This window comes from Rahnella sp. PCH160, from assembly GCF_047784855.1.
GTDB lineage: Bacteria > Pseudomonadota > Gammaproteobacteria > Enterobacterales > Enterobacteriaceae > Rahnella.
The window spans coordinates 2,975,209-2,990,028 of record NZ_JBLOGT010000001.1 but is presented as its reverse complement, the minus strand read 5'-3'; the positions used below and the strand labels follow the sequence as shown (position 1 = coordinate 2,990,028).

General features: G+C 55.6%; 14 protein-coding genes and 1 tRNA gene. 12 read left to right on the top strand and 3 right to left on the bottom strand.

What is annotated here, in order from left to right; genetic code table 11:
• Positions 1 to 64: 64 nt before the first annotated feature.
• Positions 65 to 1,858: a glycoside hydrolase family 19 protein gene (locus ACM5QY_RS13860; protein ID WP_463366390.1), complete on the top strand. Its 1,794-nt coding sequence runs from the start codon at positions 65 to 67 to the stop codon at positions 1,856 to 1,858.
• A gap of 78 nt (positions 1,859 to 1,936) precedes the next feature.
• Here ACM5QY_RS13860 and nac read toward each other — a convergent pair whose 3' ends face one another.
• Positions 1,937 to 2,863, bottom strand: coding sequence for a nitrogen assimilation transcriptional regulator NAC (gene nac / locus ACM5QY_RS13855; RefSeq protein WP_416121353.1), 927 nt, complete (start codon positions 2,861 to 2,863; stop codon positions 1,937 to 1,939).
• Positions 2,864 to 3,182: 319 nt separating this feature from the next.
• Positions 3,183 to 4,082: a GntR family transcriptional regulator gene (locus tag ACM5QY_RS13850; protein ID WP_416121352.1), complete on the bottom strand. Its 900-nt coding sequence runs from the start codon at positions 4,080 to 4,082 to the stop codon at positions 3,183 to 3,185.
• A gap of 192 nt (positions 4,083 to 4,274) precedes the next feature.
• On the opposite strand from ACM5QY_RS13850, the gene ACM5QY_RS13845 reads away from it, so the two are divergent.
• The 9 genes from ACM5QY_RS13845 (at position 4,275) to vapC (ending at position 11,969) form a co-directional block, all read left to right on the top strand.
• Positions 4,275 to 5,093, top strand: coding sequence for an ABC transporter substrate-binding protein (locus tag ACM5QY_RS13845; RefSeq protein ID WP_416121351.1), 819 nt, complete (start codon positions 4,275 to 4,277; stop codon positions 5,091 to 5,093).
• A 49-nt stretch (positions 5,094 to 5,142) separates the two neighbouring features.
• The gene (locus ACM5QY_RS13840; protein WP_101078755.1) at positions 5,143 to 5,856 is read left to right on the top strand and encodes an amino acid ABC transporter permease; all 714 of its coding nucleotides are present in this window, start codon (positions 5,143 to 5,145) and stop codon (positions 5,854 to 5,856) included.
• 10 nt (positions 5,857 to 5,866) lie between these two features.
• The gene (locus ACM5QY_RS13835; protein ID WP_416121350.1) at positions 5,867 to 6,610 is read left to right on the top strand and encodes an amino acid ABC transporter ATP-binding protein; all 744 of its coding nucleotides are present in this window, start codon (positions 5,867 to 5,869) and stop codon (positions 6,608 to 6,610) included.
• An 81-nt stretch (positions 6,611 to 6,691) separates the two neighbouring features.
• On the top strand, positions 6,692 to 7,855 hold the full coding sequence (locus ACM5QY_RS13830) for a M20 family metallopeptidase (protein ID WP_416121349.1): 1,164 nt from the start codon (positions 6,692 to 6,694) through the stop codon (positions 7,853 to 7,855).
• 10 nt (positions 7,856 to 7,865) lie between these two features.
• The gene (locus ACM5QY_RS13825) at positions 7,866 to 8,963 is read left to right on the top strand and encodes a mandelate racemase/muconate lactonizing enzyme family protein (protein ID WP_416121348.1); all 1,098 of its coding nucleotides are present in this window, start codon (positions 7,866 to 7,868) and stop codon (positions 8,961 to 8,963) included.
• Positions 8,960 to 10,150, top strand: a complete 1,191-nt coding sequence (locus ACM5QY_RS13820; RefSeq protein ID WP_416121347.1) for a M24 family metallopeptidase — start codon at positions 8,960 to 8,962, stop codon at positions 10,148 to 10,150. Before ACM5QY_RS13825 ends, ACM5QY_RS13820 begins: the two co-directional genes overlap by 4 nt.
• Before the next feature lie 37 nt (positions 10,151 to 10,187).
• Positions 10,188 to 11,108 (top strand): dihydrodipicolinate synthase family protein, encoded by a 921-nt coding sequence (locus ACM5QY_RS13815; protein ID WP_416121346.1) that lies wholly within the window; start codon positions 10,188 to 10,190, stop codon positions 11,106 to 11,108.
• 208 nt (positions 11,109 to 11,316) lie between these two features.
• Positions 11,317 to 11,550 (top strand): type II toxin-antitoxin system VapB family antitoxin, encoded by a 234-nt coding sequence (vapB, locus tag ACM5QY_RS13810; RefSeq protein WP_416121345.1) that lies wholly within the window; start codon positions 11,317 to 11,319, stop codon positions 11,548 to 11,550.
• Positions 11,550 to 11,969: a type II toxin-antitoxin system tRNA(fMet)-specific endonuclease VapC gene (gene vapC, locus ACM5QY_RS13805; protein ID WP_416121344.1), complete on the top strand. Its 420-nt coding sequence runs from the start codon at positions 11,550 to 11,552 to the stop codon at positions 11,967 to 11,969. The genes vapB and vapC overlap by 1 nt, the downstream gene beginning before the upstream one ends.
• Here the strand turns inward: vapC and ACM5QY_RS13800 are convergent.
• Entirely contained in the window at positions 11,955 to 13,157 is a 1,203-nt protein-coding gene (locus ACM5QY_RS13800) for a glutamine amidotransferase-related protein (RefSeq protein WP_416121343.1), read from the bottom strand. The genes vapC and ACM5QY_RS13800 overlap by 15 nt on opposite strands.
• Before the next feature lie 204 nt (positions 13,158 to 13,361).
• Between ACM5QY_RS13800 and ACM5QY_RS13795 the strand changes: the two genes are divergently transcribed.
• Together ACM5QY_RS13795 and ACM5QY_RS13790 are read left to right on the top strand one after the other, a co-directional pair.
• Positions 13,362 to 14,570: a pyridoxal phosphate-dependent aminotransferase gene (locus ACM5QY_RS13795; RefSeq protein WP_416121342.1), complete on the top strand. Its 1,209-nt coding sequence runs from the start codon at positions 13,362 to 13,364 to the stop codon at positions 14,568 to 14,570.
• Positions 14,571 to 14,720: 150 nt separating this feature from the next.
• Positions 14,721 to 14,796: transfer RNA gene (locus ACM5QY_RS13790), tRNA-Asn, on the top strand.
• Positions 14,797 to 14,820: the final 24 nt, after the last annotated feature.

Genomic DNA, 14,820 nt, shown 5'->3' with positions numbered 1-14,820 from the left:
TATAACACCCACTCGCAGAGCGTCGTATTTCTGTATTTAATGTAATCCATTAAGAGTATTGACTATGCAAAGATTAAAGCCGAATTTCAGCCTCAATATAATGACTATTTTCTGTCTTCTGGCAATCGCTTCGATGGCGCATGCAGAAGAAACCCCGACCGCTTCAGAACCCTACGTAATTAAGGAAAGTGATCTGGTTAAAAAAGAAAATTCACTGACACAAAACCCGTTAATGCAGGAAGTCAAAGCATCTATCCGCACCCTTGATAACGACTCCGTTGAAAAAATTGCCCCCGCGCGGGCGGCGAACCCGGATAATGTGAAACGGGTAGAGAAAATCCTCAGCAAAGCGCAGTGGGATTACATCTTCCCGCTTCGCGCCCCCGAATACAGTTATGAAAACTTCCTCAAAGCGATAGGTAAATTCCCGGCAGTCTGTGGGACGTATACCGACGGACGTGATTCCGACGCCATTTGCCGCAAAGGTCTGGCAACGATGTTTGCTCACTTCGCTCAGGAAACCGGCGGGCATGAAAGCTGGAGACCTGAGGCGGAATGGCGACAGGGATTGGTGTGGCTGCGTGAAATGGGCTGGGCCGAGGGCCAGAAAGGCGGTTACAACGGCGAATGTAATCCTGATGTCTGGCAGGGGCAGACATGGCCTTGCGGTAAAGATGCTCAGGGAGATTTCGTCAGTTACTTTGGTCGTGGCGCGAAACAGCTTTCCTATAACTACAACTACGGTCCGTTCTCCGACGCCATGTTTGGCACCGTCAGAACCCTGCTCGATAAACCGGAACTGGTGGCCGATACCTGGCTGAACCTGGCCAGCGCCGTGTTCTTCTACGTAACCCCGCAGGCACCTAAACCGAGCATGTTGCATGTGATCGACGGCACCTGGAAGCCAAACGATCATGACAAAGCCAACGGCCTGGTTCCGGGTTTCGGCGTCACCATCCAGATTATTAATGGCGGCGTGGAATGCGGCGGGCCGACCGAAATTGCTCAGGGCGAAAACCGTATCTCTTACTACAAAAGTGAAGCGGAATATCTGAAAGTCCCAGTCGCTGCCAGTGAAGTGCTGGGTTGTAAGAACATGAAACAGTTCGATGAGGGCGGTTCGGGCGCGCTGCCGCAATATTGGGAACAGGACTGGGGATGGGATCCAAACACGCCAACGGGTTCAACGTATTCGTGCCAGTTGGTCGGTTACCAGACACCGTTCTCCGCCTTCAAAGAAGGGGATTATAAACGCTGCGTCCAGCACTTCTTCAATGTCTCTATTGTCGATGATGCAGGCAAAGTGGAGCCAGTACCGGTACCAGATCCAACGCCGGATACAACCCCGGTCCCAGATACCACACCGGTTACGGATACCAACGCTGCGCCGGTCGCCAGATTAACCGGGCCGATTGGTGATGTGGAAAGTCAGGCTAACGTAACGCTTAACGCCGCAGCCTCCAGCGATGCTAACGGTGACAAACTGTCTTATACGTGGCTGCTGCCAAACGGCACCACGCTGGCGGGCACCGACCGGGACAGCATCAGTTTTGTGGCTCCAACCGTGACCGTGAAAAAACAGTACACCTTCACACTGACGGTCTCTGACGGTAAGAAAAGTGATGTGACCTCTTATACGCTGACGGTAACACCACAAGTTCAGCCATTGCCTGACAGCGGCACGGGAAAAACGTGCGCGAACAACTGGGACGCACAGAAAATTTATTACGGTGGTGAAAGCGTTGTGTGGAAAGGCAAGGAGTATCTGGCTAACTATTGGACCCAAAACAATGAACCCGGAGACCCCGAGTTCACTGGCGAATGGTCACAATGGAAGGAAATTAAAGCCTGTAAGTAGTTGCAGTTATTGATACTGCGGTCAATCCTGACCCGGGAAAATCAAATGGGCGATCGGTGATCGCCCATTTTTTCCTCCTCAGCTTGCCGCCAGCAGCGGTTCCCGTTCCGTCGTGGCCTGCTCAAAGACAAGCGACAACAGAATTTTCTTCACTGCCGCCGCTTCCTGCGACAGGGCCAGCGTTTCTGAAACGCACAGTGAAAGTGGAACCTGAATCGCCGGACTGCTGATGCACGACATCCACGCTTTCGCCGGGCCAATCATGGCGCGGGCGGCGGATCCCGGCAAAATGGTGGCGCCCAGACCGCTGGCAACGGCGGCCGTCAGCGTGGCGGAAGACTCAATTTCACCAATGATATTCGCCGTCAGGCGGCGGACGGCCATCGCATCGTCCACCAGACGGCGCATCACGTTATATGAACGCGGCATGAACAGGTTGAGCTTCGCGACATCGCTCAGCTCGACATATTTCCCCGGATTGGGTACGGCATGCGTCCCGACCAGATACAAATCTTCTTTCATCAGGGGCTGACTGCTCAGCCCGACATCGTTATTGCTGCCGTACAGCACCGCCATATCCATGCGGCCGTTGAGCACTGAATCCCCGAGCGCTGTGCCGAAATTTTCGTTGAGATACAACAAAATGCCCGGATGTTGTTTGCGTACGGCCTGCAATAACGGCAGCGCAAGTTGTGAAGCCGCCGTGCCCGGCGCAAGTCCGACAGAAACCTGCCCGCTCAGCGACTGGCCTGCGCTGTTCACCGCGCTGTGAACTTGATCGCACTGACGCAAAATTGCCTGCGCATGGGAATAAAGAATGTTTCCTGCCTCGGTGGGCGTCACGCCGCGCTTGGTGCGAATCAGCAATTGTTGCTGCAATTCCCCTTCCAGCGTCGCCAGTTGCTGGCTCAGTGCCGGTTGTGCAATATGCAGAACATCGGCGGCCTGCGTCAGGCTGCCGATATCGACGATTTTCACGAAGTACTTCAGACGTCTGAGATTCATCTCTGTCTCCATTTGGCCCGGAAAGGGAACACCCTACGGTAATGATTAGCGTGACTGATAAAAGCAAGATCTACGCCAATCTCCGTCGTGCAGATGAAATAGCCGCTTGCCGCGCGCTAATGCCACGAAACATAAGAAAAAACGATTGCAGAACGCGGCGAGACAACCGGCGGGGTTCAAAAACTTAAGTTAAATAAAACCGAAGCGTCCGTTTCGGTGCACCAACATAACGCATACTTATGGGCCACGCGGCAAGATTAGCCGGGTTAATATCAGCAAAAGCCACGAGAAAATACCTGGCCTTTGCCGCTGACCCGCGTCACCCGGCTTTGCTGACTTTATTAAGCACCATCTGGTAAGCCGATTGCAGGTGGCTGCGCATCATTTCTGCCGCCTCCTGCATCCGCCCTTCCAGCACGGCATCGATGATAGCGACGTGTTCGCCGCACCATTCGCGCACACGCTGTTTATTGGTGTAACTGCCGAATTCGAGCAGGCGTCGCAGCCGGTTTTGCTGCTGAATTGACTGTAAGACAAAAATATTGCCGCTGAATTCCGCCAGCATTTCGTGGAACGTGGCGTCCGTTTCGAAAATCTGACGGCCATCAACAGCGAGAATATCCGGGTGAGTAATCAGATAGATATGCTGCATCCGCAACCGCCGCAGCGCACTTTTATCGGCGTGAAAGCTCGCGCCCAGCATCGCGCCCGGCTCAATCATCAGGCGGAATCCGTAGCCGTTACTCAGCGCCACGTCGGTGTTTAGCGTCGGTAAAAATGACCAACCGTGCCCCTTGTTGCGGGCGATCAGCCCGTCCTCAGACAACCGCAGCAACGTGCGCGCCAGTACGCCGCGGTCGGCGTCGTAGCGCTGGGCGATTTCCGTTTGCGTCAGGGAATCCGGCAATTTTCCGGCGATACGGTCTTTCACCAGTTGCTCGTACAAGTCCTGATCGCTGGTGGCCGGGATATCAATGCTGATGCGCTGAAGCTCATCGAAGGCTTTCAGCAGGAAAAAACCCTGATTGCGGCGCGCCTCGATAATTCCCAGTTCACACAACAATTTCAACGCGGTACGCACCGGTGTGCGGGAAACACCGAGCATATCGGCTAATTGTTGCTCCCGCAGATGATGACCTGGCTCAAATTTTGCTTCACGTATCAGGTCAAGGATTTGGTTTGCCAGACGCCTTCCGCTGGCTGTCGTAGTTTGGGTCATGGAAGAGCAACACCTGAAAGTATTTATTGTTTAGGTTTGTACAATATCACAAGCCTTGAGGATGGTGAAGCCTGGTTAAAAAGCCCCCAAATCGTGCAACAAATGCACCAAAAAAGAGCCTTGACTCACAAACTTAATTGTATTTAATGAGACACAAAGAGCAATCCTGCTCGTGGGAAACTGGAGTCTGTCATGTCAAAAAAAGCTTTTTTGCGCCGATACGCCACCGTCTCTCTGGCTGCAATTTGCCTGAGTGCCCCGCTGTTCAGCCAGGCCGCCGCGCCTGCTCTGGTCACTAAAGGTCATCTGACCTACGGCACCGCCGCCACGTTCATGCCGTTTGAATTTACGAAAGACGGCAAACTGACCGGTTTCGATATCGACCTCATCACCGCTTTGTCGAAAAAACTGGCGCTGACCCCGGAACCGATGTCGATGGAATTCAAAGGACTGATCCCCGCGTTGCAGGGCAAACGTCTGGATATCATCAACTCGGCGATGTACATCAACCCGACCCGCGCTGAGCAGGTTGATTTCGTGCCTTACCTGAAAATCGGCAGCCGCGTGATTGTGGTGAAAGGGAATCCGCAAAAAATCACTGGCCGCGATTTATCCCTGTGCGGCAAAAACATCGCCGTCACACTCGGCGGTATCGAAGAAAGTCAGGCGCGGGCGGATAACCAGAAATGTCTGGATGCCAAAAAACCGGCCATTACCGTGCTGACCTTCCCGGCAGCAACGGATTCTGCGGTGGCTGTCGCGCAGAAACGGGCTGACGCCGAATTTATCTCCACGCCGGGCGCCGTTGCGCTGCTGAGCGAAAAAGGCGACACCTTCGAAGCCGTCGGCGCGGAGTTTGAAACCGACACGCACATTGGTTTTGCCGTGCGTAAAGGCGATGCAGAAATGAAATCCCTGCTCGAGAAAGGCTTGCAGGACGTAGTGAAAGACGGCACGTACCAGAAGCTCATTACCAAATGGCAGTTCCCGGCTTCAGTGTCTATTTTCTGAGGTTGTGAAGTCCGGCCTTAAAGCGTTGCCCTGACGTTGAGGAAAGTTCATGTCGCTTGATCTTGTTTGGCAGTACCTGTTCTCACCGGCGTTCTTTCAGGGCGCATTAATGACCTTGTTGTTAACGGTGTGCTCGTTGTTCTTCGGCATTATTGCAGGGCTGATCCTGGCCCTGCTTCAGGAATCCCGCTTCCGGGCGGGTTCCGTTCTGGCGTTCTTTTATCTGTGGCTGTTTCGCGGCACGCCGGTGCTGTTCCAGATTATTTTCGTCTACAACGTTCTGCCGACTTTTGGCCTGCGTTTTTCGGCGTTCACCTGCGCCGTCATGGCGCTCTCCTTAAATGAAGGCGCGTACATGGCTGAAATTCTGCGATCCGGTTTGCAGGCCGTGCGCAGCGGGCAGCGCACCGCCGGGATGGCACTCGGCATGACCCAAAGCCAGATCATGCGCAAAATTGTGTTGCCGCAGGCCGCGCGCATTGTGCTGCCGCCGATGGGCAACCAGATGATCAGCATGTTGAAATCCAGCGCGCTGGTTTCGGTGATTGCCGTGCAGGAGTTGCTGCTCATCGCTAACCAGACCGCCAGCGCCAGTTTCCGTTATTTCGAGGCGCTGTGCGCCGCCGGGATTTATTACCTGGTGCTGACCTCCATTTTCATGGTCGGACAGGCCTGGCTGGAACGCTCGCTTGACCCGAAAAAGCGCAAGAAACCTGCGCTGTCTTTGACCGAACGCCTGCTGCGCAGCAGCACGCCAAACTGAGGAGAAGCCCGTGAGTAAATCCAAACCGGTTCTGGAAATCATCGGCGTCGATAAACATTTTGGCTCGCAGCACGTTCTGAAAAACTGCTCCCTGAACGTGTCACAAGGGGAAACCGTGGTGCTGATTGGCCCGTCGGGCTCCGGGAAATCCACCCTGCTGCGCTGCATTAATTTGCTGGAGCCGGTTCAGGGCGGTGCGATTTTCTTCCGCAATAAAGACATCACGCACGCCAGCGTTCAGCCACACAAACTCCGGCAGGACATTGGCATGGTGTTCCAGAACTATGAACTGTTCTCGCACCTGACGGCAGCGGAAAACATCATGCTCGCGCCGATGACCGTGCTCGGCGTCAGCCGCAGCGAGGCCGAAGCGCAGGCGCTGGAACTGCTGATCAAAGTGCGCATTCCCGACAAAGCCGATGCGTTCCCCGATGAACTTTCCGGCGGCCAGCAGCAGCGTGTGGCAATTGCCAGAGCCTTAGCCATGAAACCGAAACTGATGCTGTTTGATGAGCCGACATCGGCGCTGGACCCGGAGATGATCCGCGAAGTCCTCGACGTGATGGCCGATCTCAGCGCGGAAGGCATGACCAGTATTGTCGTCACGCATGAAATGGGTTTTGCGAAACGTGCCGCCAATCAGATCGTCTTTATGGAAAACGGCGAGATTATCGAAAACGCGACCGGCGAAAAATTCTTCGGCGGCGACGTCAGCCTTCGGGCACAACGCTTCTTAGATCAGATTTTACATTGATCCTTTAACCCGCATCACCGCCGTATTGCGCCCTCACCAGGGGCCAGTTTTGCCAAAAAAAAGATATTCCAGGAGACATCGATGAGCCTTTCATCGCCCGATATCAGCAGAATGAAACGCGATCTGGCCGCACTGGTCGCGATCAACACCGAAAACCCGCCGGGGCGCGAACGTGAAGCCGCCGAACTCATCAGCCAGATGCTGAGTGAAATCGGCTTCGACTTGACGCTCAGCGAATACGCGCCGGGGCGCACCAACGTCATTGGCCGTCTGGAAAACGGGTCGGGCCCCTGTTTTGCGTTTAACACACATATTGATGTGGTGCCCGCCGGTGACGGCTGGGCACAGGATCCGTTCACGCTGACCGAGCGCGACGGCAAGTTATTTGGCCGCGGCGCCTGCGACGCCAAGGGCCCGCTTGTCGCCATGATTGAAGCCATGCGCTGGCTGGCGGCCAACCGTAACGACTGGCGCGGCACGCTGATGGCGATTTTTGTCGCCGATGAGGAAGTCGCCAGCGAGGGCGCGAAGTTTTATGTCCGCGAAGCGCCTGCTCATATCGATTACGTGGTGATTGGCGAACCGACCTCCAACACGACTTATTCCGCGCACAAAGGCAGTTTGCGCCCGCTGGTTCGCGTTCATGGAGTGACCGCACATTCCGGCACCCCGGATCTGGGTGAAAACGCCATTTTCCGCGCCGCGCAGTTACTCGGTCTGGTCGAAGAAACCCACAAGCAGAGCGTACGCTGCCACTGTCATCCGCTGGTGGGTAACGCCAGTCTGACCGTCACCCGCATCAGCGGCGGACACGCCGATAACGTATTGCCGGGGGCCTGCGAATTACTGCTCGACCGCCGTATGGTGCCGGGCGAAGACGAAGACGCGGTAAAACAGGAAATTCAGGATTTGCTGCAACTGGCTCACGAGAGATTTGGCGTGCGCAGCGAAATCATCACCTTTAAACCGACCACCGGCGGCGCCACCGAGACCGATTCCGAAGATCCGATTGTGCTGGCGGGCGTTGAAGCCTGCGCCGCGCAAGGCAACCCGGAACCCGGCCCGTTCGGCTTCCAGGGCGGTTGCGATCTGGTGCATTTTCGCAGTCTCGGCACCAAAGGCATCATCATCGGCCCCGGTTCTCTGGCAGTGGCACATAAGCCCGATGAATTTATCCCGATCGACGAATTCATTGCGGGCAGCAAAATCTACTGCGACGTCGCACTGAAAATGCTGAAACGCTGAGGAGCCGCCGGTGAAAGCCACCCTGTACCGCGCCGATTTACGCTATCCGCACCTGCAATTGCACACGGCGTCCTCCGGCCATGTTCCGGGATTAGACACGTTGTATCTGTTACTCGAGGAGAAAAACTTCAACGGCATCGGCGAAGTGCGCATCAACATTGCTTACCTCAACGGCTACAGCGCCGAAGGGGTGTTAAGCGATGTGATCCGCGCCCTGCGTCAACTCGATCTCAGCCAGTCTGCCAGCACGTTACTGCTCAATCTTACGGCGCTGCTGGCCGATTTTCTGGCGCCGACGCGGATGCTGATCGACATCGCGCTGCATGACCTGATTGCGCGACAGAACGGGCTCAGCGTGGCAGAACTGGCGGGCGCAGAAAACGCTGAAACGGTGAGTTATCACACGAATCAAACGCTGTTCTGGACGCCCATGCATGACATGCTCGAACAGGCGACGGGGTATGTCGAACGGGGCTTTACGCAACTGAAACTGCGCGTCGGCGTCGCGTCATTTCACGAGGACGAAGCCCGGCTCAGCGCCCTGCGCCGCCGTTTCGGCCATGAAATCAGCTTATCGGCGGATGCGAACGGCCAGTGGCAGCCGGAAGAAGCGCGCCACCATTTGCAGGCGCTGGCGAAGTTCGAGATGCGCTACCTCGAACAGCCGGTTTCTGATGCCAACGCGCACTTTTATCCGGCACTGGCCGCCGCCAGCCCGGTGCCGCTGATGCTCGATGAAAGCATGAGCAGCGAGACCGATTTAGAACGCATTTTGCAGCTCGAAGGCAAAATCATGGCACATCTGAAACTGGTCAAAATGGGCGGCATTGCCCCCACGCTGGCGGCCGCCAAACGGCTGACCGCCGCCGGTGTGCCGTTCATGATCGGCCAGATGAATGAAGGCGGCGCCGCGACTGCCGCTGCCCTGCACGTCGCCCGCGCCAGTCAGCCGCGTTACGCCGAACTTTACGGCGCCGACGGACTGGGTAATGACCCGGTTCACGGCCTTTCCTATCACCAGGGGATGCTCAGCAGCCCGTCCGGCGCAGGGCTCGGCGTCAGTTTTACCCCTTCTCAGGCAGAATTTATTCAGGAGTTTGCACAATGAAAGCACAGCCAGTTTCTCTTCCCGATCTCGGCAGCGTCATCCCCGGCGCAGAATCCGCATTTCAGGAAGCCGAATATCAACAGCGCATTGCGCGGGCGCGTCAGTTGCTGGTGAAAGCCGGTCTCGACGTCATGGTCATCACCGGCCCGGAAAACATCTTTTATCTGACCGGCCAGCAGACGCCGGGCTATTACACCTTCCAGACGCTGGTGTTGCCGGTTGAAGGCGATCCGGTGTTTGTTATCCGCCAGCTGGAATATTTTAACTTCATCTCCAACACCTTTATCCGCGACGCGGCGATTTACACTGACGGCGATAATCCGGTGAATTTCCTGCTCGATGTGCTCAAAGCGCGTGGCTGGATGAAGAGCCGGATTGGCATCGACAAACGCGGCTGGTTCCTGCCGATTGCGGTTTATGAAGCCTTGCAGGCTGAGATCGGCACAATCCACGACGCCGCGGGCGTTATCGAACAACTGCGCGCGGTGAAATCCGCCGCCGAGCTGGAAAAAATGGCACATGCCGCCCGTTACGTTGATGCCGGAATGCTCGCCGGACGCGCCGCGATTGCCGCCGGAGCCACAGAAAACGATCTGGTTTCGGCCATGATGGGCGCGGCCATTGCCGCCGGTTCAGAATACATGGGCATGGAACCGCTGGTTTCCACCGGTCCGCGCACCGGCGTGCCGCACGGAACCTGGCGTCGCCGCAAAATCCTCGACAATGACCCGATTTTCCTCGAAATGGCCGCTACGCATGACCGCTATCACGCGGCGCTGATGCGTTCCGCCTGGCTGGGCAAACCGCCCGTCGTTGCACTGGAAATGGAAAAAGTGTGTCAGGAAGCGCTGCAAGCCGCACTCGACGCCATCCGTCCGGGTGCCACTTGCGAAGCCCCGCATCTGGCCTGTCAGGCCGTGATTGACCGCGCCGGATACACCGATAATTTCAAGAAACGCACCGGTTATTCCATCGGCATTTCGTTCGCACCTGACTGGGGCGAAGGCGCCATCCTCAGCCTTTACAGCGGCATCACCACCGAATTACAGCCGGGCATGACCTTCCACATTCCGCCTGCCCTGCGCATCTACGGCGAATTTACCGTGGGCGTCAGCGAAACGATTGTGGTGACTGAAACAGGTTATCGCGTGCTGGGCACGGTAGATCGCCCGTTGTATTTACTTTGATTTTGCCAACAGCTTCGTTTTTACAGGAATTGAATAAATGAAAGACATCAGTGAAAGCCAGGCCCGTCTGAAAGGCATTTTTAACATCACCGTGACGCCTTTTACCGCCAGCGGCGAGTTCGACTTCGCCGGGATATCGCGCAATATCGAACGCGTCATCGGCCTGGGTTATGACGGCATTTTGATCGGCGGCACCTACGGCGAATTCCCGGCGATGACCGCTGACGAACGCGCCATATTGTTCCGCCACGTCATGGACGTGGTCGGCAACCGCGTGCCGGTCATGCTGTGCAGCGCAGGCTCCGACGCCCGTGTGGTGCGGGATTTAACGCAACTGGCCGGGGATCTTGGCGGCCTGCCGATGGTGACACCGCCGTTTGTTTCCGAAGTCACCGACGCGCAAATCATCAGCTTCTTCAGACAGATGGCACCGCTGTCACGCACCGGAATTCTGGTGTACAACGCGCCGGGCATTGGCATCACGTTGCCGCCGGTCGTGCTGGAGCAACTGGCAGATATCGACGGCGTTGTCGGCATCAAACAGGGCGATTTAAACCCGACGGCGATCGACCAGATTGCTAACCGTCTGGGCGGGCGTCTGCGCCTTTTCTGTGCCTCGGACCTGGCGTTCTTAGGCCCGATGATGTGCGGTTTTGACGGCATCAGCACCACCAACAGCGGCGCGTTACCGGAAATCATTCTGGCGTCGTACCGTGCGCTGGAAAACGGCGATGCGAATACCGCCCGCGCGCTTCACCGCCTGTGGTATCCGTACCGCGCTCTCGCCCGCCGTTACGGCCAGCCGCAGCTGGTCAAAGCGGCCATGAACCTGCGCGGCTTCGACGGCCACCACGTTCGTGCCCCGCTGGTTGATCTGGAGCCGGAAGTGATTGCTCTGATTGAGCAGGAATTACAGCGTCTGGCTGCCGACCCACGTTCCGGCATCACGTTGAAGTAACCCTCGTTTTCCACGAATCCCCGTAAATGTTGCGGGGATTTTCTTTTGTTGCAGCCTTTTCTCCGAGCCATCGCGCAAAATCCAACATCCGCCGGTTTCTTTCGTTGTCTTTCACATCTGACGTATATACCTTTGCACTATATTTTTCAGGCGCGTAAACTTTAGCCAGGAATTGTCGGGCCAAAGTCACGTAACTGGAGAAAGCACCATGTCAAAAGGGTCAGTATTTTTAAATAACCGGACGCAGAGCGTCCGTATTCCGGCGGAGTGCCGTTTTCCTGATGAGGTAAAAACTGTGACGATAAGAAAGGTAGGAAACTCGCTGGTGCTCACACCAGCCGAAAGCACATGGGATAATTTCTTCCACAGCGAACTGAGCGTTTCCGCTGATTTTATGGAAGAACGCAGCTCACAACACCAGACGGATCGGGATACGTTTTAATGCTGACTTACCTGCTGGATACCAATATTGTCATTTATATCCTGAAGCGGAGACCGATGAGCGTGCTGGCAAAATTCAATCAGCACGCTGATCACATGGCGATCTCCATGGTGACGTATGCGGAGTTACTGCATGGCGTAGAGAAAAGCGCCAGCCCGCAAAAAAACAGGCAGGTGATTGAGGATTTCGTCTCCCATTTGCGCATTGTTGATTACGACCAGAAGGCTGCGGCGCACTACGGGCATATCCGCGCCATGCTGGAAAAAAACGGCAGCCCGGTCGGCGTAAACGACATACATATCGCCGCACAGGCTCGCAGCGCAGGTATGGTTATGGTGACCAACAACCTGAAAGAATTCTCACGCATCGACGGGCTGCTCATGGAGAACTGGGCCGGACCGGTGCTAACCGCGCTTTAACGTCGCTGCGTTAAGAAATGCTGTCAGCAGAGGATGCGGTTTTATACGCAACGACGACAGCTCCGGGTGCCCCTGTACGCCCAGATAAAAAGGATGTCTTGGGAATTCAATGCCGTCTGCAATCTGCCCGGTGAGGTCTGTCCCGGTGATGCGCAGCCCGTACTCTTCCAGCCCCGCTTTCAGCGCCGGTTCAAGATGAAAACGGTGGTTATAGCGCACGGTAAACGCCTCACCCAGGATCTCCCGCAATTTGCTGCCCGGCTCAGTCAGCATCGTGTGATTCCCCAGCCGGTGAACGGGGAACGCTGGCCTATTGCTCAGCGGCACAAAGGTTTTAATCGTCGCGTCTGGATCAGCTTCGGCAAGATTAGCCAGTAAAGATCCCACCATTTTCTGAACGATAGCCGTGGTCATGGTCTGCATGCCGAGACACAACCCGAGGATCGGAATATTACGGTTCAGCGCATAGTGCGCGGCGCTGATTTGCCCGCTGACGTTGCACATCGCCGCACCGCCCGGCAGCAAAATACCGTCCACGTTATCCATCACTTCGTGGAGATGATCTTCCAGCGCCATGGGCGCGGCGTAAACGATATCCAGAGAAAGCGCCAGCGCGTCCGCCGCATCACCCAGTGCCGCCAGCGTCGCCGGATAAACACTGCACTGGTCAGATTGCGCGCCCACCAGCGCGATCCGCAGCGTCGTGCGGGTCTGCGGCGGCGTATTTTGGCTTATCCAGCGCCCGTAGTGATCGCGCCACCAGCAACCGAGCGATTCATCTTCCAGGCCGTGGCGGCTGAACGCATACCCCTGATTCGAGCGTTCAACGTTGATCAGCTCATAATCAAACGTACTTTCACGCACACACCGGGCAATTCGCGGGAACTGAACGATCTGCATCGGGCCGAGCGGGATGATGACATCCTGCGTGCCGTAGGTTTCCAGTAACTCGTCGAGCTCCATCGCCTTACCGGCGCTTTGAGGATTGAGCCGCTCGGTCCATAACAACCCGCTGGTCATCAGTTGCCCTTCCCCGATGACGTGCTGACAAGCATCGGGATACCGCGCGACGTCCCAGTTCACCGGCAGATGTGCCAGTGGTAAATTTTTTTGTGCAGCCAGTATTGCCGCCATCGCCCCGTACAAAGAAGGCTCAGGCGTGTCATGCGCTACAAAAATAAAAGCCATAAGAGAACCTTGAAAAATAGAAGGAAAGATCAAGTCATCCACTGACCCCAGAGTCAGTTTAGGGATTGCCGTACCCTTTCCACCGGCAAAAAAGCGGCTCTGTACGAAGAAATTATGAGCATCGCAAAAAGAAGAATGATAAGTTTAAATTGATTTTAATGATTCACATAATACAATTTTGTTATTGTTCAAACAGGGGAAACAATGTCTGCTGATTTTCTTGCACCTCGTTTACGGCGTGTGCGCCCTTCGCCGACAGCGGCGATTTCCGATCAGGTTCGCTCGCTAAGTGCGGCGGGCATAGATGTCATTAATCTTGGTGAAGGCGAGCTCGATTTCGACACTCCGGCACACATTAAACAAGCCGGCATCGACGCGATTGTACAAGGTGACACAAAATACACGGCTGTTGCCGGTACTGCTGCGCTCAAACAAGCCATCATCACTAAGTTTAATCGCGAAAATCAGATAGGCTACCGCGCGGATGAAGTGATTGCAGGCAGTGGTGCCAAGCAGTTGATCTTCAATGCCCTTTTAGCCACTGTTTCTTCGGGCGACGAAGTCATCATTCCTGCGCCGTATTGGGTGTCTTACCCTGATATGGTGGCGCTGGCAGAAGGCGAACCGGTCATTGTGCCCTGCCACGAAAAGAATGGCTGGAAATTACAGCCGGAGGATCTGGCGGCAGCCATCTCGCCGAAAACCCGCTGGGTTATCCTCAATTCGCCGAACAATCCGACCGGTGCGATTTATTCCTCCGCCGAATTACGCGCGCTGGCCGTCGTTTTGCGGGATCAGCCGCATGTACTGGTGATGGCCGACGATATTTATGAGAAAATTTGCTTTGTACCGGGCATCTTCGCCACGCTGGCGGACGTTGAACCGCAGCTGAAAGACCGGATTCTGACCGTCAATGGCGTATCGAAAGGTTACTCCATGACCGGCTGGCGTCTCGGCTACGCAGGCGGCCCCGCGTGGTTGATTTCAGCGATGCAAATTCTGCAATCCCAAAGCACCTCCAACCCGAGTTCCATTTCCCAGGCCGCTACGGTCGCCGCGCTGGAACAGGACAACGATTTCATCAGTGGCTGGATAGAAATTCTGCAACGCCGCCAGACGGTGATCATGAACTGTGTGAATGCCATCGACGGCCTGAGCGCTGATACGCCGCCGGGCGCCTTTTATGTCTTTGCGAACTGTCAGGGGATGCTGGGGAAAACAACGGCTTCGGGCGAAATTCTACGAACAGATGAAGATTTTGCTGCATACCTGCTGAAATCCGCCCATGTCGCCACGCTTCAGGGCTCCGCTTTTGGTGCATCGGGCTATCTGCGCATCGCTTACGCCATTGACGACAGCCGTTTGCAGGAAGCCTGCGAGCGAATTACACGTGCCTGCGCTGAGCTGCGTTAGCCTCTGAAAGGCCTGTCTACCTGCAAAAACGGGCCTTTTTGACACTATTCTCAACAACTTGCCTAAAGTATCAGCAAACGCACGCATTTATGCAGTTTCCCCTTTGACATGCCCACGGGCAGTCGCTATTATTCGCCCCGTTCACACGATTCCTCTGTAGTTCAGTCGGTAGAACGGCGGACTGTTAATCCGTATGTCACTGGTTCGAGTCCAGTCAGAGGAGCCAAATTTGTGTTTTCATGCATCTTCA

Bases quoted from the DNA above. Each gene is read 5' to 3' on its own strand.
- ACM5QY_RS13860 (WP_463366390.1), top strand. From the start codon at position 65: ATGCAAAGATTAAAGCCGAATTTCAGCCTCAATATAATGACTATTTTC.
- nac (WP_416121353.1), bottom strand. From the start codon at position 2,863: ATGAATCTCAGACGTCTGAAGTACTTCGTGAAAATCGTCGATATCGGC.
- ACM5QY_RS13850 (WP_416121352.1), bottom strand. From the start codon at position 4,082: ATGACCCAAACTACGACAGCCAGCGGAAGGCGTCTGGCAAACCAAATC.
- ACM5QY_RS13845 (WP_416121351.1), top strand. From the start codon at position 4,275: ATGTCAAAAAAAGCTTTTTTGCGCCGATACGCCACCGTCTCTCTGGCT.
- ACM5QY_RS13840 (WP_101078755.1), top strand. From the start codon at position 5,143: ATGTCGCTTGATCTTGTTTGGCAGTACCTGTTCTCACCGGCGTTCTTT.
- ACM5QY_RS13830 (WP_416121349.1), top strand. From the start codon at position 6,692: ATGAGCCTTTCATCGCCCGATATCAGCAGAATGAAACGCGATCTGGCC.
- ACM5QY_RS13820 (WP_416121347.1), top strand. From the start codon at position 8,960: ATGAAAGCACAGCCAGTTTCTCTTCCCGATCTCGGCAGCGTCATCCCC.
- ACM5QY_RS13815 (WP_416121346.1), top strand. From the start codon at position 10,188: ATGAAAGACATCAGTGAAAGCCAGGCCCGTCTGAAAGGCATTTTTAAC.
- vapB (WP_416121345.1), top strand. From the start codon at position 11,317: ATGTCAAAAGGGTCAGTATTTTTAAATAACCGGACGCAGAGCGTCCGT.
- vapC (WP_416121344.1), top strand. From the start codon at position 11,550: ATGCTGACTTACCTGCTGGATACCAATATTGTCATTTATATCCTGAAG.
- ACM5QY_RS13800 (WP_416121343.1), bottom strand. From the start codon at position 13,157: ATGGCTTTTATTTTTGTAGCGCATGACACGCCTGAGCCTTCTTTGTAC.
- ACM5QY_RS13795 (WP_416121342.1), top strand. From the start codon at position 13,362: ATGTCTGCTGATTTTCTTGCACCTCGTTTACGGCGTGTGCGCCCTTCG.